16 protein-coding genes are annotated in these 19,429 nt (G+C 45.7%); 10 read left to right on the forward strand and 6 right to left on the reverse strand.

Features of this window, described 5'->3' with window-relative positions; all coding sequences use genetic code 11:
• Window positions 1-48: 48 nt before the first annotated feature.
• Entirely contained in the window at window positions 49-1,359 is a 1,311-nt protein-coding gene (locus tag NSQ57_RS09345) for an MFS transporter (protein ID WP_029516785.1), read from the forward strand.
• 92 nt (window positions 1,360-1,451) lie between these two features.
• Here NSQ57_RS09345 and NSQ57_RS09350 read toward each other — a convergent pair whose 3' ends face one another.
• The 3 genes from NSQ57_RS09350 to fsa all read right to left on the reverse strand — a co-directional run bounded on the left by NSQ57_RS09350 (window position 1,452) and on the right by fsa (window position 3,953).
• Window positions 1,452-2,651 carry an MFS transporter gene (locus NSQ57_RS09350; protein ID WP_029516786.1) on the reverse strand — a complete coding sequence of 400 codons (1,200 nt, stop codon included), beginning with the start codon at window positions 2,649-2,651 and terminating at the stop codon, window positions 1,452-1,454.
• Between the two features lies 1 nt (window position 2,652).
• Window positions 2,653-3,108 carry a MarR family transcriptional regulator gene (locus NSQ57_RS09355; RefSeq protein WP_029516787.1) on the reverse strand — a complete coding sequence of 152 codons (456 nt, stop codon included), beginning with the start codon at window positions 3,106-3,108 and terminating at the stop codon, window positions 2,653-2,655.
• A gap of 197 nt (window positions 3,109-3,305) precedes the next feature.
• Window positions 3,306-3,953 carry a fructose-6-phosphate aldolase gene (fsa, locus tag NSQ57_RS09360; RefSeq protein ID WP_013309811.1) on the reverse strand — a complete coding sequence of 216 codons (648 nt, stop codon included), beginning with the start codon at window positions 3,951-3,953 and terminating at the stop codon, window positions 3,306-3,308.
• 206 nt (window positions 3,954-4,159) lie between these two features.
• Here fsa and NSQ57_RS09365 point away from each other — a divergent pair, with 206 nt between their 5' ends.
• Together NSQ57_RS09365 and NSQ57_RS09370 are read left to right on the forward strand one after the other, a co-directional pair.
• Window positions 4,160-4,849, forward strand: coding sequence for a CBS domain-containing protein (locus tag NSQ57_RS09365; RefSeq protein WP_342425943.1), 690 nt, complete (start codon window positions 4,160-4,162; stop codon window positions 4,847-4,849).
• Window positions 4,850-4,871: 22 nt separating this feature from the next.
• Complete coding sequence (locus tag NSQ57_RS09370; RefSeq protein WP_039274832.1) at window positions 4,872-5,492, forward strand: TraX family protein; 621 nt, start codon at window positions 4,872-4,874, stop codon at window positions 5,490-5,492.
• Between the two features lie 91 nt (window positions 5,493-5,583).
• Here the strand turns inward: NSQ57_RS09370 and NSQ57_RS09375 are convergent, their stop codons facing one another.
• The 3 genes from NSQ57_RS09375 to NSQ57_RS09385 all read right to left on the reverse strand — a co-directional run bounded on the left by NSQ57_RS09375 (window position 5,584) and on the right by NSQ57_RS09385 (window position 12,314).
• A complete protein-coding gene (locus NSQ57_RS09375; RefSeq protein ID WP_342425944.1) occupies window positions 5,584-6,582 on the reverse strand; it encodes a polysaccharide deacetylase family protein in 999 nt (332 codons plus the stop codon).
• A 119-nt stretch (window positions 6,583-6,701) separates the two neighbouring features.
• Window positions 6,702-10,397, reverse strand: coding sequence for an amino acid adenylation domain-containing protein (locus NSQ57_RS09380; protein ID WP_342425945.1), 3,696 nt, complete (start codon window positions 10,395-10,397; stop codon window positions 6,702-6,704).
• A gap of 147 nt (window positions 10,398-10,544) precedes the next feature.
• Window positions 10,545-12,314 carry a methyl-accepting chemotaxis protein gene (locus NSQ57_RS09385; RefSeq protein ID WP_340955153.1) on the reverse strand — a complete coding sequence of 590 codons (1,770 nt, stop codon included), beginning with the start codon at window positions 12,312-12,314 and terminating at the stop codon, window positions 10,545-10,547.
• A 468-nt stretch (window positions 12,315-12,782) separates the two neighbouring features.
• On the opposite strand from NSQ57_RS09385, the gene NSQ57_RS09390 reads away from it, so the two are divergent.
• From NSQ57_RS09390 to NSQ57_RS09420, 7 genes are all read left to right on the forward strand, one after another.
• A complete protein-coding gene (locus tag NSQ57_RS09390) occupies window positions 12,783-13,253 on the forward strand; it encodes a GNAT family N-acetyltransferase (RefSeq protein ID WP_342425946.1) in 471 nt (156 codons plus the stop codon).
• Window positions 13,254-13,313: 60 nt separating this feature from the next.
• The gene (gene rpiA / locus NSQ57_RS09395; protein WP_209948004.1) at window positions 13,314-13,982 is read left to right on the forward strand and encodes a ribose-5-phosphate isomerase RpiA; all 669 of its coding nucleotides are present in this window, start codon (window positions 13,314-13,316) and stop codon (window positions 13,980-13,982) included.
• A complete protein-coding gene (locus NSQ57_RS09400) occupies window positions 13,982-14,431 on the forward strand; it encodes a VanZ family protein (RefSeq protein ID WP_165147658.1) in 450 nt (149 codons plus the stop codon). Before rpiA ends, NSQ57_RS09400 begins: the two co-directional genes overlap by 1 nt.
• A 199-nt stretch (window positions 14,432-14,630) precedes the next feature.
• On the forward strand, window positions 14,631-15,092 hold the full coding sequence (locus NSQ57_RS09405) for a MarR family transcriptional regulator (protein WP_013309820.1): 462 nt from the start codon (window positions 14,631-14,633) through the stop codon (window positions 15,090-15,092).
• Between the two features lie 192 nt (window positions 15,093-15,284).
• Complete coding sequence (locus NSQ57_RS09410; RefSeq protein ID WP_069011378.1) at window positions 15,285-16,349, forward strand: cobalamin-dependent protein; 1,065 nt, start codon at window positions 15,285-15,287, stop codon at window positions 16,347-16,349.
• Window positions 16,350-16,398: 49 nt separating this feature from the next.
• Window positions 16,399-18,114, forward strand: a complete 1,716-nt coding sequence (locus NSQ57_RS09415; RefSeq protein ID WP_342425947.1) for an ATP-binding protein — start codon at window positions 16,399-16,401, stop codon at window positions 18,112-18,114.
• A 57-nt stretch (window positions 18,115-18,171) separates the two neighbouring features.
• On the forward strand, window positions 18,172-19,425 hold the full coding sequence (locus tag NSQ57_RS09420; protein ID WP_029514763.1) for an MFS transporter: 1,254 nt from the start codon (window positions 18,172-18,174) through the stop codon (window positions 19,423-19,425).
• Window positions 19,426-19,429: the final 4 nt, after the last annotated feature.

The following is a 19,429-nucleotide window of genomic DNA, read 5'->3' on the forward strand; positions in this document are numbered from 1 at the left end:
AACAAATCTGAACAGCTGTGTTATTACTTTTGCAAAGGTGGTAACGGGATGCAACAAAATAAGGGGAATCTGCTTGCGTTAGGTTCCATCCCGCTGATGATGACGCTGGGTAATTCCATGCTGATTCCTGTGTTACCGGAAATCGGACGTAAGCTACATGTAAGCTCTTTTCGGATTAGCATGTTGATTACAGTATATGCGGTGGTGGCCATTTTACTGATACCGATTGCGGGCTATCTCTCCGACCGATTTGGCCGTAAGGCGGTGATTGTTCCCTGTCTGATTCTGACAGTGATTGGTGGGGGGATTTCTGCAGCGGGAGCATGGCTGCTTCACGATTCGGCAGCATACTGGACCATTATTGCAGGCCGTCTACTTCAGGGTGCGGGAGCGGCAGGGGCTTTTCCTATAGTCATTCCGCTTGTGGGTGATCTGTACGAGAATGAGGATGAGGCCAGTAAGAACCTGGGGGTCGTCGAGACTTACAACACATTTGGCAAAGTGCTAAGTCCGATACTCGGTGCCGCATTGGGAGCTGTTCTATGGTTTTTGCCACTGGCCGTAATTCCAGGCCTCTGTCTGATTTCGCTCATTTTGGTGCTTTGGCTGATCCATGTGCCTAAGCGTAAGAACCAACCGATTATGTTTCGGGAGTTTGTGGGAAATGTGAAGCGGGTGCTTGCCGAAAAAGGACGTTGGCTCTATGCTATTTTCGCTATGGGCGGCATTTGTATGTTTGTCATTTTTGGCGTCTTGTTCTACTTATCCGACATCTTGGAAAGTCGTTACAACCTCCATGGAGTGTGGAAAGGTTTTGTGTTAGCCATTCCGCTGATTTCCCTCTGTCTGTGTTCTTATGTAGGAGGCAAGATCATCGGCAAGCACAAAAAGCGTATGAAGTGGATCGGTTTTAGTGGTTTGGCCATATTGACGATCAGCTTTGCCATTCTCGGATTTATCCAAAATATTTATGCGGTGATCGGACTGTTTACGTTAGGGGGCGGCGGAATTGGGCTTGCGCTGCCTTGTTTGGATTCTCTCATTACAAAGGGAATTGAAAAAGAGGAACGCGGAACCATTACTGCCCTGTATAGCAGCATGCGCTTTGTCGGGGTGTCACTAGGCCCTCCGGTTGTATCCTTGCTGCTGGGCAGCAGTGGACATGGTCTGCTCTTTGGCGTGATGGCCGCAGTGGGAGGCATTGCAGCTCTGCTGATGCTGTTTGCGGTCAGACCCAAGCAGGATGAACCCACAGATGACAAATCCACGGACCGTATGAGTGTAAATGAGGAGCAAACAAGCGTGTCCCGGGAAAAGCCTCGTTCTCCCAAGCTAAGACGCAAAACTCCTGCGAAATAAATGAAAAAGCACCCATTGTCCATGAAACCATGGCAACGGGTGTTTTTGATAACTAAGCAAGTAAGAGCTAATGTTCATTTGTAAAATATAGTCTACCCTTCTAAAGGGAGATGCGTCTTAGGCTTGCGGCTCACAACGATTTGTATGACATAGATTAGTAAGAACAGTACAACAAACAGCGAGGAAAGACGGTACATCCACGCATAATCACTTGCTTTGGCGATAATGCCAAGTATAAGCGCTCCGGCTGCAACCCCGAAATCGAGGGAATTGAGAAACATACCGTTTGCCATGCCCCTCTGTTTAGGAGACACGACCTGAATCATCCAGGTTTGGAGGGTCGGCTGCATGACACCAAACCCGATACCGTAGCAAAGAGCAGACATATACATGAAGACATCACTGTGTGCGTAGGAAAGCAGGATCAGACCGCCAATTAAAAACAGGGAGCCAGGGATGAGCAGTGCTTTTGCCCCTTTTTTGTCATAAATACGGCCCGAGAAGGGACGCACGATCAGCACGGATACCGCATTAAACAGGAAAAAGTAGGCCGGATGTGCCAGATTTGCTTCATCCCCGTAAAGCGCCATAAAGCCGAGTAATCCACCATATGTGATAGACATCAGCATGTTCAACAAGGCGGGAACCCACAATTTACGGTTAAATGCCGGTTTTCGCCCTTCTTCCAAAGGAACCATAGGTGGTTCGATGTGCCCTTTGGGTAGTGTACGAATCAGCCAGTAAGCCAACGGGAATATCACAACAATTACAGCTGCTGTCGTATAGGCAAGCAGGTTGAAACTCCCGTATTGAAGCATCGAAATGCCGATGGTCGGCCCAATCGACATCGCTAGACTAGTGGACAGACTAAAGAAGCCCATTCCTTCACCGAGACGTTTGGGCGGGATGACGTCAGAGGCCATCGTTGGAAAGGCCGTGCTACTCATACCGAAGCCAATCCCAAATAACATCCGCATGAGCAGAAGCACTGTAATCGTTGGCGAAACACTGTACCCCAGCGTTCCTGCCAATGCAAACAGCAGTCCCACGAAGATCAGGGTACTGCGATGTCCCTTTTCCAGCATACGGGCTGAAAAGAGTCGTGCTGCAATCGCACTTAAAGCGAATAAGGTGGTAACGAGACTCACCTGAACGGAACTAGCGTGGAATGTATTTTTCACATAAGAAGGAATGGAAGATAGGATCATCTGTAATTCCAGAAACAAAAATAAATTGGAAACCGTAAGAACGATAAATTCCTTGGTCCAAAGAGGTTGCTTGCCTTGTTGCATATTAATCGTTCTCTCCTTGTTTTTCTGATTCGGTCATGTTGGCGTGAATTTGTAAAAGAGTCCGGCGGAATTGCTTCAGATCGGCCGAGGAAATTCCTTTTACAAAATCGTGATTGGTATCAAGTTCGACAGGAAGAGTCTTCTCCACAAGCTGTCGGCCTGTTTCAGTCAGATGAAGCAAATAGGCCCGACGATCCTGTGGGCTATTTACACGCCGTACCCAGCCCTTCTTGTCCAACAAATCAATAATTCGAGTCGTGGTAGGCTGGTCCTTCACGGCCTTAGCTGCAATTTCTTTCTGATTTAAACCCTCAGCCTGATAGATTTGGAACAGAACCGACCATTGCTCTGGGGAAATATCATAAGGTTTGAGGCGCTGCAAGAGCTGCTGACTCATTTTGCGGTGAGTAATCCCGAGCAACATCCCAATGGAACAATCGGGAGGCAAGTTATTCATAGGTACTCCTTTCTGTTTCCCGTACATAAATTACTTTGAAATTAATTAGTTGTTATAACAATTATATGAACAACAAGTTATTTTGTCAAAAAAAGTTGTTCAGCGTTTTGGGTTCTGCTATCACTACAGCAAAAAAAACAGCCCGTAAAATACGGGCTGTTTGGGTTGATATAATATCGTTTGCCATGACTGGCGAATTAAGCTTTAGGTACGGTTTCCCAGTCCTTCAGGAAGCGTTCGATACCACTGTCTGTCAGTGGGTGTTTCCACAGAGAAGGGAGCAAGGAACCTGGAATGGTGGCAATATGTGCACCAGACAGAGCAGCATCTTCTACATGCTTAATATTGCGGATGGATGCGGCGATGATTTCGGATTTCAGACCATGAATGTCCAAAATTTGTCTCAGCTCACGAATCAGCTTCATACCATCAACAGCAATATCATCCAGACGTCCTACGAACGGGCTGATAAAAGTAGCGCCAGCTTTGGCTGCCATCAAACCTTGAGCCGCGGAGAAAATCAGTGTTACATTCGTTTTGATTCCGTTCTTGGTCAGCTCGTTACAAGCGTACAAGCCATCTTCAGTCATAGGAAGCTTGATAACCACGTTCGGTGCCCACTTGGCGATATCATAAGCTTCTTTGAGCATGTCTTCAGCTTTCAGACCAATAACCTCAGCACTTACGGGACCTTCAACGATACTGCAAATCTCCTGAATGACTTCCTTGAACACTCGACCTTCCTTAGCGATCAGTGAAGGGTTCGTTGTTACACCATCAACCAGACCCAAACGTTCAATACGTTTGATTTCTTCAATGTTACCAGTATCCAAGAAAAATTTCATTTGATTTCCTCCTCAGGTTTATATAATACATAATACATATCACATGCGATGTACAATAGTTCATTATAAATGTAGCATATTGCACACGTTAAACTTATAATTAGTATGTATTACATTCTTAATTGTGACACATTTTAAATTTGAAAACAAGCGGTGTATGATTAAAATTTGATGAATTGTCGGAAGATGCTGAAATTTACCGATCTATGCTCTTTATAATGTATTCTACCCCACTCCATAAGGAGGTAATCATTATTCAACTGTCTGAAAGACAGCGGGAAATTGTTGATATTGTCCGGCGTCTGGCACCTGTTACGGGGGATAAAATTGCTGAAACACTGGGATTGACGCGTCCGACTCTCCGTTCTGACCTTGCTCTGCTCGTTATGCTCGGACTGGTGGATGCCAAGCCGAAGGTAGGCTACCTGCCAGGGCGTCATCCTAAATATGATAGTCATATCGGAAACATACTCAAAAAGCTGACGGTGGCGGATATACTTAGTGATCCGATTTTGATTTCCGGTGACACGACCGCCTATGATGCGGTGCTAATGCTGTTTCAGCAAAATACAGGCACCCTGATGGTCACAGGAGAGGAGCAGGAGCTCATTGGAATTGTTACCCGCAAGGATTTGCTGAAGGTCATGCTGGGGCATACCGATCTTCACACCGTCCCGGTGACCATGGCAATGACGCGCCGGGCCCAAATGACGACGCTTGCTCCAGAAGACACTTTACTGGAAGCGATATCGAAACTGATTCGGCATCAGGTCAATTGTCTTCCAGTTTTGGACGAGCAATGTAGCTCCTCAACTCCAATTCGGGAGTTGGTAGGGCGGGTTACGAAAACGGACATCATGAACGCCATTCTGAGCTTGACAGAAGATAAAACGTAAAACGTAAATAAGGGGGCCTTGTATGTACTGGTTGGCCATGCTGACGATGCTGATTGACCATGTCGGACTTGTGTTTTTTCCGACGGATCCGGCTTGGAGAATTGCCGGCAGGCTTGCTTTTCCAATCTACGCGTACGCGCTGTATGCGGGATATACTCATACCCGAGACATGCAGAGCTACATGCTTCGTCTACTCGGACTGGCTCTGATTTCTCAGGTGCCCTATATGCTGGCGTTTGATGTGCTTAGACCGAACGTAATCTGGACGCTATTGGCCTCGTTGCTTGCGTTGGCTGCTGCATCCCACTTAAAGCATTGGACGGCTGTAACGTGCCTGTACGTCGTCTCAGCTCTGGTTATGGAGCTCAGCCAGATGGATTACGGAGCCTATGGACTGCTGTTGGTTCTGATTTATCGATACACCCGTTCATATATGATGATTGCAGCCCATTTTGTTTTGAACGTAGTGTATGACATGGTGCATCACGCGAATCTTCAGCACTTTAGTCTGCTGTCCAGTATTCTGATCGTATGTTTTGCAACTGGAGAAAGCGGATTTTATAGTCGGGTACCGCGTTGGTTGTGGCGTAGCTTTTACCCGGTACATCTGGCTGTTATCGCGGCAATTCGCATCTGGCCCTAATCTACATCTCATACATTAAAAAAACCTTTAAAACCACGACATAAAATGGTTTTAAAGGTTCTTTTTTATCCTTCAATAAGCTAGCCAACGTTTAGGATACCTTGTTGGGACCTTGAGCAAAAGGAAGTGGGCGAAGGGGAGCACCTTCCTTCATGTATTGCACCAATACTTCGGGAATATTGTGTATTCCACCTGCATTGACGCGATAGCCGTTCGTTTGCCCTGGCGAGTTAATCCCGCGTTTCACCGTAAACGTAACGTCAATACCCAAGGAACGGCAAATTTCCATCGTCTCCTTGGTATACCCACCATAAGGGAAGGCAAGTACATTCTGATCATTGTGTAGATGCTTGAACAGCTTCTTGTCAGCCATGTCCAAATCGGTAGAAACTCGCTGTTTGAACTCATTCTCGGTTTCCATTCGCCCCAGCTTTTTCGAATACACTGGAGCCATCAGAAGCGGCTTTTGTTGGGTGCGCGCTGTGTTGGAGTATCCGTAAGCATGCTGGTCATTCGTATGATTGTAGAAATCAATGCCTTCAGCATGCATCTGATGAATTTGATCCCATGTCAGCTTTGGAATACCAATATGTTTGGGATTGCTGATCGTGGACGTGATGAGAAAATTGGTTGCCGGTACCTGGTACTTTTTCAACACAGGAAAAGTGTCCGTATAAAAGGACTCGTAGCCATCGTCGAATGTCATAAGTACCGCATTATCAGGAACCTTGGCTTTATGTAAAATAAAATCCGTATACTCTTTCATCGTGATCCAGTGGAAGCCGTTAGCTTTCATTTCGTCCAACTGCCTCGTTAAATTACTAAGCTTGAGAGCACCGGGATCAGGTGGAGTCTTGGTCACCTCATGATACATCAGGACAATTACTTTGTTTTGGTAATATACTTTATCTGGTGTAGGCGTCAGTGAAAATAAATGGCGTACCAGTCGATCTGCATTAGCTGTGCGTGTACGATGAGCCCCTTTAACTGTAGGTGTGTGGTATATGCTACGTGCTTCATACACCAAAATTCCTAAAATAGCCAACAAACTTATGATTAGCAACGTTCTTTTAAAAAAAGTGTGTTTCATTGAATGACATCCCCCGCATGCAAAAAAATTCTGAAAGTATAGAGGTTTATACTAGATATGAAACTAGCAAAATCTAGTCTATCATACCGAAAACACGCGGGGGAAATATCACAACTTTGTTACCTCTGTGTAGCTTTTACAGATACCGGTGAAGAGGTCGGGAAGTAACCGATCTCGACGGCATGCTGGATCATGTTCCGAATAAAATTCAGGTCGGTTGCCGGGCATTGAACGCCAGCTTGTTCCAGCAGAGCTGTGGTTACAGAGCATCCGTAACGGTAAGCTGAATCCTTGGCTCCGTCACCTTCTAGTTGTCCCATAGCAAGGTGAAGTGCATCCTCCTGAATGCCGGAAGACGGATTTAGCAACCAGGCGCTGTAATCGTCAAAAGGCAGGGTTTCTACTGCGTAACCGAGTTGGTTTACCATAGCGATCAGTTCATCATATGGCAGTGGGTTCGGATTGCAGATATGGAAAATACGGTTTGCGCTTTTTTGATGAACAGACAGCTCTACGATAGCACGGCTGGCGTAATCAATCGGTGTGAAGTCCGTATGCCAATCGGCTTGTGGCGCTTTGCCCAGCAGCAGCATCGCCTTCATCATACGATAATAAGCATTGCTATCAATATTTCGCTGGAAGCGTCCGTTGGCCGAATGGGCTGTCAAATTACCCGCGCGATAGATCGAGACAGGCGTACCCTCCTGAGCTGCTTGGAACAACAGCTTCTCCGCCGCGAGTTTACTGTTCGTGTACAGATTGTCCACGTTCAATTCATCTGGGAAGGCAGAAAGCTCCAATGCCGACTCCCATTTTCCTTCGTTAGCAAGATCCTCCGGTATTCCCATAGTGGAGACATGATGGAAGGATACTCCCGGCTTGGCTTGGGCGATTTTCAGCAGTTCCAGTGTTCCGGTCACATTCGTGCGATCGAAGGCTGCCGAATCACCAAAATGACGTACGTCAGCGGCGCTGTGAATAATGCCGTCGATTTGGTGCTCCAGCATATGGCGGTCGACAGAAGAGAGACCCAGATCAGCTTGCTCCAGATCCCCATAGACAGCCTTCACTCGTCCTTCGATCAAGCTGGAGATATCATGTCCAAAATATCCCGTCAATACGGACTGAATACGCTCGATACCAGATGGACCGTCCTGAGAAGGGCGTACCATCGCGTATATTTTGGCTTCTGTCCGTTGAAGCAGGTCATACAAAATGTGCGAGCCCAGATAGCCTGTAGCTCCAGTCAACAAAATCACGCGCAAGTCGCGGACTTCAGCTAAGTCAGAAGCATCAGACAGCTCAATAGGATGCTCATTCAAATCCATTTTTTCTTGAGAAATCGCGAGTGGCTTGCGTTGCGGCATTTGTTCCGTACCTAATTGTTCCACGTATTCAGCAAGCTCACGAACGGTTTTGTAGCGGAAAAAATCTCCGATGCGCAGCGCGCCATAACGCGGCTTCAAAATAGCCAGCACATGGATGACACGAAGCGAATCGCCCCCGATCAGGAAGAAATCATCGGTAGCGCCAATGTTATTTTTACCAAGCACTTGAGTCCATGCTTCGGCAATGAGTGTTTCGGTTCCTTCTCGGAGAGGTTCCCCGCCAAATGAAAGATCAGACGCTTCCGGTAGTGGTCGCAGGGCCAGCTTTTTGCGATCGATCTTGCCAGTTGGTGAAATTGGCATAGCTTCCAAATGAACGACATGACTCGGTACAAAATAAGAAGGCAGCTTGCCCCCAATATAAGACTGAATAACGTCCTGTGGAATGGATTGTCCATCCGAAGTGGTGAAATAGCCAACTAGCATGTTCTGATCTGTGTGATCTTTGACGGCTACCACAGCGACGTCCTGAACACCTGGATGTTTGGAAAAATGGTCTTCAATTTCTCCGATTTCAATCCGATTTCCACGAATTTTGAGCTGCGAATCCTTGCGGCTTACGTATTCAATCGTACCGTCTGGCAGCAGCTTGGCGATATCACCCGAGCGGTACATTTTTTCACCCGGAACAAAAGGATTGTCCACGAACGATTGCGCTGTACGTTCTGGCTGATGGAGATAACCATGGGCCAATGCAGGAGTAGCAATACATACTTCACCCGGAATATTGACTGGGCAGAGCTTGTTATCATCGTTAACGATATACACTTTGTAATTGTAAATCGGCTTGCCGATCGGGATATTGACGACATGCTCAGGCACGGCACCACGGACCCGATGGGTCGTTGTCGCTACGGTGCATTCGGTCGGTCCGTATACGTTTACGATGTCGGTATCTGTACCGAATTTGCTTTGGAACGCTCGAACTTGGGAGCCGTACAGCGCTTCGCCTGCTACAGTAACAATCCGTACATTAGCGAGTTTGCGATAGCCTTCGTCTGACAAGTACGTAGATAGCTGATTAAAGAATACAGTTGGCAAAATGGTAATAATCGTCGTGCCTGTACGTGCAATGGCTTCAGCGAATTCTTCAACAGATACACGCTCTTCAGAAGACAGCAAGTACAATTTTGCACCGTAAAACAAGGCTCCAATGGTATCCCAAACGGATGCATCAAAGCTGTAGGTTGCAAATTGGGTCAATACATCCTGAGGTGTAATGTCGCAATCGCGTTGCACGACAGCTCCTAGGTTAACAACACCGCGGTGAGCGATCAGGGCACCTTTCGGTTTGCCTGTAGAGCCGGATGTATAGATGACATAAGCTAGATCATCCGGACTTACACGAACGTTCGGATTGCTTGCAGCATAGCCTGCCAGCGGCCCGTTAATAGCTAAAATTTCTTTTACCGTTTCAATAGAACCGCACAGTTCAGTCGCTTGTTCCATAAGTGCGGAAGTTGTTAATACAAAAGGAGAACGCGTGTCTTCGACAATGTAGCTACTCCGGTCAGCGGGGTGGGCGGGATCAACAGGTACATATACGCCTCCGGCTTTTAGGATACCAAGCAGTGAAATAACGGTCTCTAAGCTCCGTTCCATGAAGATGGTCACGAATTCACCTTTGGTAAGACCTTTGGATAACAAGACACGTGCGACTTGGTTAGCGCGTTCGTTCAACTCACGGTACGTGTACTCTCCAGTGTGGGAAGCAATAGCCGGACGATCAGGGTATTGTGAAGCCGCCTCCTCAAACATTCCATGAATAGTTTGATGCTCAGGATATTTCACGACTGTATTATTTAAAGCTTCGTGAGCAGCTCGATCTGCATCCGATAATATATCAATTGAATTCACAGGTGCATGGCTGTTGGTTAGCGCGCCACGCAAAAGGGTTTCAAAGTATTCTGCGTATCGGACAACCGTTGTTTCCAGCAAGAGTGATTGATCATATCGTATCTGTATTTGATAAGCGCCATTGTGTTCACTGACAGCCCAATCCATAATGCGGGATTCTACACCGCTGTCCGTAGGCAGATTTGTCGAAAATGAAGTATCGGCTTGTGGTTCCGCAAGGTATGCACTTGGCTGACGGAGCATCTCCTGAAATAAGTCTGCTAGTTCATGAAAAGTCGTTTCCTTTTCGACTGTCAGCGAAGCTGTAAGCAGACCAGTTTGTGGCACGAAAGTAGAAAAAGAAACTTCTTCTTCTGCGGAAAGGCGATATACCCATGCAGTATATGCTGATAAGAGCAACGCTTGTTTGTCTCCCGCAGTTTTTTGCTGATTTAATTGTTCCGAGATGGACGCTTCTAACTCTACTTGATAAGTAGAGGATGTATGCTTGCGTTGTATACGTGCATAATCCAAGGGAACTAGGAATGGGGAAGGGGTTGTCTGTGTACTGTTTTGTAGTAATGAAGCCATTACGCTAACCTCCTGAATGTATGATGTCTTAATATAAATGGTAAACTCAGTAAATGCCTCCGATCCCTTCAAATGCATGAACAGGAGGGAGGCATTACCGAATGAATGATTTACTTATGAAATTAACTTTAAGTCGATAAATGGCTATTATGATTTGCTACGGTTGATGTCTGCAATTTTGAAATAAGATGTAATTTCTTGAAGCTCTTCAGACATGGATGTCAATTTATGGGATGAATCAATAATCGAATCCAAAGAAGCTTTTTGTTCCTCCACCGTTTGCACAATGTGAACACTGTTATTGGCTGTTTTGGTTACAGTGGAAGAAAGATCGTCTGCTGTCGCTGTCATTTCCTGTGTACCCGCAGATATTTGCTCAGTAGCGCTGGATACTTCTTGGATTTGCCATGCTACATTTTTAGTTGCTTGAAGAATATCATTGAACAGCACGCCTGCTTGTCCAGCAACGACGATTCCGTTTTGAACTTCAACGTTTCCTTGCTCCATCGACTTCACAGCTTGTCCGATTTCATTTTGAATTTCTTCAATCAGTGATGTAATCTGTTTGGTTGCCTCCGCAGATTGTTCTGCCAGCTTACGTACTTCACTGGCAACGACGGCAAAGCCTTTACCTTCTTCACCAACGCGCGCAGCTTCAATAGAAGCGTTCAGAGCGAGCAGGTTGGTTTGACTGGAGATGCCTGAAATGGTACTGATGATATTGCCAATTTCCTGCGAACGACTGTCGAGCAACTTGATGATACGGGAAGTATTGGTTACTGTATCGGTAATCAAGTGCATTTGGGATGATACCTTACTTACAATCTCGTTGCCTTCGTTAGAGCGTTTCTCTACCGAATTGGCTTCTTCCGCAACATTGGAAGAACTCGTGGCAATATTTTGAATGACCGAAGCCATTTCAGCCATGGCACGTGCACTATCGCCTGTTGCTTTTTCCTGCGAACGGATATTCTCCGTGATTTCACTGATATTTTGATTGATGATGTTGGAATTGATTCCGTTTTGTTCGCAGATTGCGAGCAATTCTTTGGCAGATTCATTGACTTCATCAGTTGTCTGCTTCACCTTGGTCATAATGCTGTTAATATGACTTACCATATCGTTGAAATTCTGATTTACGAGTCCTAAATCATCATGACCTGCATGAATTTGAACATCCAGATTTCCTCTGCTTACTTCGCTGATACCGTACATCAATTGCTTAATCGGGGACAGCGTACGTTTCACAACCCAATATTGAAGCGCCAGGCAGATCAGTAGGAAAATCACTAAAATGGTAGCGCCGCTAATGAGCAGCTTGGTCAATCCTGCAGGTACGGCACCGGCATCTGCATCGACTGCAAAATATGCAAAGATTTTGCCGCTTGGATCTTTAATCGGAGTCATCAAAGTCGTCCATGTACCAAAAGTATCATCGTAGAAGCTGGTGAATGTTGGTTTGCCACTGTCCAGCATACCGGTTACGCCTACTGCCACGACATTGGGTTGCTCATACATAGAGCCAACGAGCATCTTATCTTTTTCAAATGCTTCTCTGAGATCCGTTGGCATCGCCACAATAGATGTCAGATTGCCATTTTCGAGCTCCGTCCCGAAAATATAGGCATGAGAGATATTTGGATTCGTCGCCATGATGTTATCTAGGTACGCGCGGAGTTTGGTTTGAATGGGTCCATCATAATTTTTCTCTTGAACCGCTTGGGTTACTTCATCGGAATTAATGCCCTGGGCCCACTTCAATGTGATTTTTTCCACTTGCCCATGCAATTGGTCTATCAAAATCGTACGTTGGATCAAATAGCTGGACACAATAAGGACTAGCCCAATCAATACGATGTTGAAGAAGGATAATAATAGGTTTTTGGTGAAGAATGATAAGCTACTCCACTTTTTCAAAATGTTCCACTCCCTGGTTGTATTTTTTGTATATGGTGTTGAACCGCTTATCGAATGAGATAATCAAGTCCCCCTTACAAACATGATAATAGAGATCATAGACCCTTGAATTTTATGTAATAGGTCTTAAGTCCTTTTATAGACAAGTAAGATATCCCTATATATATGTCGTACGAAAAGCCCTTGAAATGAATAGCTTACACAATAAAAAATTAATTTTTAATAGGTAAACGCTGTCTGTGTTTCAGTATATTCCAATTTATACTTCAACTTGAAATTCGAATTCATTACAGTCCATAAGCAACTATTCAACAGAAACCATCATACTTTATAATAGAGTCAAATGCACTTATCAATTTGGGACATTTTTCATATTTAACGTTGGAAATGCTTGATTTATCGCGGTTTTTGTGAATTGTTTGCGAAATGAGTCCTTATATCTATGCAAAGAGAAGAGGGATAAGAAGAATGTCCAAGCTTACGATTTTAAAGGTTGAGAGTAATCACGAGGATCTGCATGAGTTGATTCAAAGGCTGGATGAGGACTTGCTGGAAAGGTATTCTGCCGACGAAATTTACTTGGTTGATTTTTCCAATCCTAAAGTTAAAGAGATGGTTTTCGCTGTTGTGTATGTGGACGAAAAACCGGTGGCTTGTGGAGGGCTTAGGCCTATAGGTGCGGAAGAAATGGAGCTTAAAAGATTTTATGTCGATTCCTCTTATCGCAGACAAGGAATTGCGGTGAGCCTATTATCTTTTTTGGAAGAGGAAGCCAGAAAACGGGGAGTTGTAAGGATTAAATTGGAGACCGGAGCGGCTCAACCTGAAGCGATTGCTCTCTATACCAAGCGGGGATACGAACCTATTGAACGATTTGGGGAGTATGAACACGATGAAAACAGCCTTTGTTATGGTAAAAAGCTGTCTCTGTTAATATAAAGCGTTCTCTTATAAAATGGATGATGATCAATACTAGCCTATATAGCGGGAGAGATGATAATGAATTTGAAGCAAAAAGCGGCCGAAAAAGCAGTTGAGGCGATTCAGGACGGCATGAAAGTAGGACTTGGTACAGGCTCGACAGCCTTTTGGGCTATTCAAAAAATTGGTGAGCGTGTAGCGCAAGGATTACATATACAGGCTGTAGCTACATCCCAAGCGTCGGAAGATCAGGCCAGGGAGCTGGGAATTCCCATCATTCCGTTTGATCAGATTGGAAGGCTTGACGTTACCATCGACGGTGCAGATGAGGTGAATGAGCAGCTGGTGCTGGTGAAAGGTGGAGGCGGAGCCTTACTGAGAGAGAAAATTGTGGAAAGCAATAGCGACCGATTAATTATTATTGTCGATGAGTCCAAGGATGTGAAGGTGCTGGGTGCATTTCCTTTACCTGTTGAGGTCGTACCCTTTGCCAGTGAATGGACGTTGGAGGCCTTGCGGCAGACGGGCTGTAAAGCGGAGTGGCGTATGAAAGACGCCGAGCGCTACCTTACGGATAACGGTAATTATATTGCCGATTGTCGCTATGGTACGATTGAGAATCCGCAGGAGTTGGAAATCCGCTTGAACCAAATTCCGGGAGTAGTCGATAACGGACTGTTCATTAATATGGCGGACCAGGTGATTATCGCACGGGCCAATGGACAGATCGACGTCCGTAACAAGTAATGTCTAGGACCCGTCTGCTTCATCATGTGGCATTGGTGTTATTGATTTTATATACAGGACTTCTATTATATTGGATGTTTCTCGGTTTTGGTCGTACATTACGGCCAGGACCCCCGTATTCGTATAATATTGTGCCGTTTGATACGATCAGGCAATACTGGCGGGCAATGGAGTCGTTTCCTTTTCGGGTATGGGGTGTTAATTTGCTCGGTAATATTGGCGTATTCATTCCCTTCGGTATCCTTGTGCCTATCATTTGGGTGTCCATGCGAAGTATAGGCAGTCTGTTGTTAACGATAGTGATCGCACTGGTCATTCTTGAGGTGTCCCAAATGCTGCTGGGCGCAGGTACAATGGATGTGGATGACATCATACTGAATGTTCTGGGAGTATTATGCGGCCGTATTGCCTACGTATTTTTACGTAAGAAGTTAGGGATTGCAATATAATCGTCCTGCTCTCTGAATCAGTGTGTTAAGACTGGCTGAGAGCGGACTTTTTTTACATAATGAACTGTAATCTTCACATAATAGACGACAATTCCTCCATTTTTAGGCCGTAGGAGTAGGGGGAGGAACGCTTAAACTTGACAAAAGCGCACAATTAAGATATCTTGGAATAAAGATATGAGTAACGGAGGCTGTTAATATGTCTGTAAAACCAGATGATCAGGACCTAGCACTTAATTTGTTCGTTGTTCTGGCTCGTGCTTATAATTCGGTCACGTCTCGTACGAATCGGGACATTCATAGTCATGGATTAAATACAACAGAATTTGGTGTGCTTGATCTGCTGTATTATCGGGGACCCCAGCCTTTGCAGAAAATTGGAGAAAAGGTACTAATCTCTAGTGGGAATATTACGTACGTGGTAGATAAACTTCAGAAAAAAAACTTGCTTACCCGTCGTGCTTCGCAAGATGATCGGCGTGTGATTTATGCAGAATTGACTGATGATGGACGTCATTTCTTTGAGCAAATATTCCCGCAGCATCATCGTGTTATTATGGAGACCGTGGATGGCTTATCCGTGGAAGAGAAGGAGCAGGCTATTCATCTGTTAAAAAAGCTTGGACTAACGGCTGAGGGGCAGAAGAGTAACGGATCATAAATTGTGCATGTGCAGGTTAAATCTGCTTTAGATAAAATACCGACTTTTCGGTATTTTATTTTTTTGTCGTATTATGGGGGAGTAGGGTTAATGTAGAGACGCAAATCAGGTATAATTGTCTAATAGTCACGTCCGGAACAAATTCCCAGTACCTGTTTCGAATACAAAACCTTGTCGGGGAAGGAGCTGTACATGAGTATACAGCAATACACCGCAGGTGAATCGCTATTGATGCAAGCAGGAGCTTTGGCTGAATTAGTTACCCATAAGCAATACGAATTACAGCCCGATCTTTTGCAGCGTTTTGGGGATAACGGTAAAATAAAGACAAAACAGGATTCCATATATAGTTTGAACTATTTGGCTGAAAGTGTAATCATGAACAGCCCTATTTTATTTACACAGTATGTTTCTTGGTTAAAAAAGCTTCTGGAGGGTTTCGGGATAACCCAAGAAGATTTGAGCATCAATTTCAGATTAATCCAGGAGACGTTGGTAGAGCACTTCGATCATACGAATAAAGTCATGGTGCTGGAGCACCTGGATTTGGGGATACAGCAAATTGGGAAGAAAGAGGAGTATGCCTCTTTTATTACAGGTGATAATCCCTATGCTGCTGACGTGGCTCAATATTTGGAATATTTACTCTCAGGTAATCGCAGACAGGCTTTGGATTGGATCGTTCGCTTGCTGGATGAGGGTATCTCTATTCAACATACGTATAAATATATTTTTCAAATTTCGCAATATGAAATAGGCCGTCTATGGCATGAAGGCAAAATCACCGTCGGTCAAGAGCATTTTTGCACTGCCGTGACTCAATTTATTATTTCAAGCCTGTATCCCAGATGGATGGGGAGTGGAAGTAAGGAACGCTGCCTGGTGGCGGCGTGTGTAGGCAGCGAGCAGCATGAAATTGGAGTGCGTATGCTGGCTGATATATTTGAAATGGATGGTTGGGATACGTATTATTTAGGCGCCAATGTACCTAACCGGAGTTTGCTTCAGGCCATTGTGAGTTACAAGGCGGATGTAGTGGCTATCTCAGCTACCATGGCTTACCATGTCCATCTAGTGAAAGAGTTGATTGCTCTCATTCGGCAAGACCCAACGACTAGCCATGTGAAAATTATGGTCGGAGGCTTGCCTTTTAATCTCGATTCCCTCTTGTGGCAAGAAGTAGGGGCGGACGGATACGCACCAGGTGCGGAAGAAGCGCTGGAGGTTGCGGGTGACTTACTTTCGCTCAGGAAATAAGGTTGGTTTTGTGAACCTGTAAGTCATTTTGTAAAGGGGGCCTTTTAATATGAAGGAACCGACAGCAGAAATGGCTGTTCTGCGGAAAACGGTCGAACAATTAACGGATGAGATAGTGAAAAGCAAGGCTGAGGAAGAAAAGCTGCTGAATGAATTTTCAGCGATGAACAACGAGCTGGTTAATCTGCAGCGTCAGCTTGCCAAAAGCAATGCGGAATTATCACGGACGAAGGAAGAAGCGGTACGGGCTAATGACCTAAAGAGCACTTTTCTGGCTGTGGTTAGTCATGAATTCAGAACGCCAATGAACGGAATACTTGGAATGATCGAAATGTTAGGTTCATCCAAACTTTCCCCGGATCAACGGCAGGCCATCGGTGTGATACGTGAGTCAGCCTCCCTGTTGTTGAACATGATTAATAATCTGCTTGATATATCCAAAGTGGAAGCAGGACAGATGGAGCTGGAGATCGGAAACGTCAGAGTTCAGGCGATTATGAGCCATGTTGCTCAGTTGTTGGAGCCGCAAATCTATCAGATGGGTAACCGGTTGAGTATAGAGACCGATACCGATGTGGCAGAGCATCTGGAGGGAGATTCGGCAAGGATCATGCAGATCTTGCTCAATCTGTTGAACAATGCGAATAAATTTACGAGTGAAGGATTGCTCATCGTTCGAACAAAATTAGTGGAAGAAACAAAAGATTCCCAACGTGTTCGGTTTGAGGTGCAGGATTCGGGTATTGGGATTTCACCGGAGGATCAGAATAAGCTGTTTCAGCCTTATGTACAAGCCGGTGAAGGCAGCGCCTCCCAATATGGAGGAACGGGTCTAGGGCTATGGATATGCAGTTCATTTGTGGAACTCATGCAGGGAGAAATTGGGGTCGTCAGTACAGAAGGCCAAGGCTCCACGTTCTGGTTTGAAATTCCCCTCATGAAAGGATTGGAGCAGGCAGGCGAAATGGAGAAGCGTGAAAATGGTGATTTAAAGGTATTTAGCGAGTTGCTGCGTGAGCATAGTCATTCTCTAACTATTTTGGTGGCTGAGGATAATCGGGTAAATCGTCAGGTGGTGCAATTACAGCTTAACCATTTGGGATTCCAGCATATTGATTTTGCTGAGGATGGACAAGCTGCTGTAAAAGCGGCCTCCGAACGATCCTACGCTTGTATTCTAATGGATCATTACATGCCTCTGCTAAATGGTCATGATGCGGCAAAAGCGATCCGCCAGCGGGAAGCAGAAAACCAGCAACCACCTGTACCGATCATTTCTTTGACCGGGAATGTGTCTGAGGAGGATCAGGCACGGGGCCGGGAGGTTGGAGTGAACGATTACTTGATAAAGCCAGTAACGATTGAAAAGCTCTCTGAAAAGCTTGTCAAATGGCTTCCAAAGCCGGAAACCGAGCCGATTTTGGATAAGGAAGTTATACGTGAAATTATGCTGCTGGACGAGGATGGCAGCACGGCACTACTGGAGTCATTGGTCAAAATGTATACAAGTGATACACCTGCCAAAATCAATAAGTTAAGAGAACTGGCTGCTGTGGGCGAAGTCACAAAAGTAGTAGAGGCTGCTCATGAGTTGAAATCAGGCAGCGTGAGTCTGGGTGTCGGGCGTTTGTCCTCGTTGCTGTCGGATATTGAACAGCTTGCACGGGAGAACCGACTCGAGAATGCGAAAGCGAAGTTGTCTGCGCTCCAATCTGTCTATCAAGCAACGTGTTTAGAACTGGAACGCTATATTCACCAGTGCTAGACCGTTTTCCCCCCCCTTATTAGACTTGCACGCGGAAGGAGAACGTAAGAGGCATATATGAAAGAACAGTTGCGTTCCATTCACCCGCTGGCCTGGACGATTATTGTCGGTACTATTTTCGGGCGGATGGCGACATCCATGAGTATCCCGTTTTTGTCAATTTACCTTACCACCCGTTTAGGAGTGTCCCCCTTTCATACGGGGGTGATCGTGTCGGTAAGCTCGTTGGTCGGCATTTTTGCCAGCTTTTACGGTGGATATATTTCAGATCGAATCGGACGGCGTAAGGTGATGTTGGTGTCCATTGCGAGCTGGGCGCTTGTATTCGTTGCTTTTGCGTTGGCGGAAGCGGCCTGGGCCTTTTTTGTCATTAATGCTCTAAATGGACTGTGCAGGTCCTTGTTCGAGCCAACCTCGCGGGCGCTGTTATCAGATGTAACCCCCAAGGAGAAAAGACTGCTTATCTATAATATGAGATATGCGGCCATTAATGTTGGGGTAGTGGCAGGGCCGTTGCTTGGTTTGATGTTAGGATCTGCATCCAATGGTACGCCGTTCATGGTAGCTGCTGGTGTGTACGCACTATACGGAGTACTGTTGTTGATCCAATTTGCCCGTTATGCATCGGATCTGCATATAGGTACAACGGCGAGAGAGGCTCCACTGCGAATGGCTGAGGCATTCCGTACAGCCAGCCGTGATCCGGTGTTTATGCCGATTTTGCTGGGAACGGTATTTTGTGTGATGGGCTATGCGCATTCCAATTCCACAATGCCTCAATTCTTGTCCTTATCCTTCGCGGAAGGAACTCGATGGTTTACATATATGCTGACGGTCAACGCGGTTTGTGTATTGGCATTTCAATATCCGCTGGTGCGGCTGGCAAGCCGATTTTCCCCGGTGAATTCTCTGATTGCAGGGAATATATGTATTGCGGTCAGCCTGTTGCTGTGCGGTATGCTAAACTCAGGCTGGATGTTTATACTGGATATGGTGCTGTTTACGGTTGGTGAAGTGTTATTGTTCACGATGCTGGACGTATTGATTGACCAAATTGCAGATGCTCAATATAAAGGGACCTACTTCGGTACAATCGGATTTAATAATTTGGGAAGCGTGCTGGCTCCTTTATTTGGTGGCTGGTTGCTGGATATCTATGGTCAAACGGCGCCGCTTGTTGTTTTTGTTCCGGTTGCCCTGTCGGTTGTGATTGGCATTCCGTTCCTTCTGGTCGCACGCCGCCGCCTGGTGCAGCGTACAGCACGGATCGCGGCTCAAGGAGGAGAATCGGTGCAGCAACTGTCATCATAAAAAG

Source organism: Paenibacillus sp. FSL L8-0502, from assembly GCF_038593055.1.
GTDB classification, from domain to species: Bacteria; Bacillota; Bacilli; order Paenibacillales; family Paenibacillaceae; genus Paenibacillus; species Paenibacillus polymyxa_D.

Bases quoted from the DNA above. Each gene is read 5' to 3' on its own strand.
- fsa (WP_013309811.1), bottom strand. From the start codon at position 3,953: ATGAAATTTTTCTTGGATACTGGTAACATTGAAGAAATCAAACGTATT.
- NSQ57_RS09375 (WP_342425944.1), bottom strand. From the start codon at position 6,582: ATGAAACACACTTTTTTTAAAAGAACGTTGCTAATCATAAGTTTGTTG.
- NSQ57_RS09400 (WP_165147658.1), top strand. From the start codon at position 13,982: ATGTCTAGGACCCGTCTGCTTCATCATGTGGCATTGGTGTTATTGATT.
- NSQ57_RS09365 (WP_342425943.1), top strand. From the start codon at position 4,160: ATGCTCTTTATAATGTATTCTACCCCACTCCATAAGGAGGTAATCATT.
- NSQ57_RS09415 (WP_342425947.1), top strand. From the start codon at position 16,399: ATGAAGGAACCGACAGCAGAAATGGCTGTTCTGCGGAAAACGGTCGAA.
- NSQ57_RS09390 (WP_342425946.1), top strand. From the start codon at position 12,783: ATGTCCAAGCTTACGATTTTAAAGGTTGAGAGTAATCACGAGGATCTG.
- NSQ57_RS09420 (WP_029514763.1), top strand. From the start codon at position 18,172: ATGAAAGAACAGTTGCGTTCCATTCACCCGCTGGCCTGGACGATTATT.
- NSQ57_RS09410 (WP_069011378.1), top strand. From the start codon at position 15,285: ATGAGTATACAGCAATACACCGCAGGTGAATCGCTATTGATGCAAGCA.
- rpiA (WP_209948004.1), top strand. From the start codon at position 13,314: ATGAATTTGAAGCAAAAAGCGGCCGAAAAAGCAGTTGAGGCGATTCAG.
- NSQ57_RS09405 (WP_013309820.1), top strand. From the start codon at position 14,631: ATGTCTGTAAAACCAGATGATCAGGACCTAGCACTTAATTTGTTCGTT.
- NSQ57_RS09355 (WP_029516787.1), bottom strand. From the start codon at position 3,108: ATGAATAACTTGCCTCCCGATTGTTCCATTGGGATGTTGCTCGGGATT.
- NSQ57_RS09380 (WP_342425945.1), bottom strand. From the start codon at position 10,397: ATGGCTTCATTACTACAAAACAGTACACAGACAACCCCTTCCCCATTC.
- NSQ57_RS09370 (WP_039274832.1), top strand. From the start codon at position 4,872: ATGTACTGGTTGGCCATGCTGACGATGCTGATTGACCATGTCGGACTT.
- NSQ57_RS09345 (WP_029516785.1), top strand. From the start codon at position 49: ATGCAACAAAATAAGGGGAATCTGCTTGCGTTAGGTTCCATCCCGCTG.
- NSQ57_RS09350 (WP_029516786.1), bottom strand. From the start codon at position 2,651: ATGCAACAAGGCAAGCAACCTCTTTGGACCAAGGAATTTATCGTTCTT.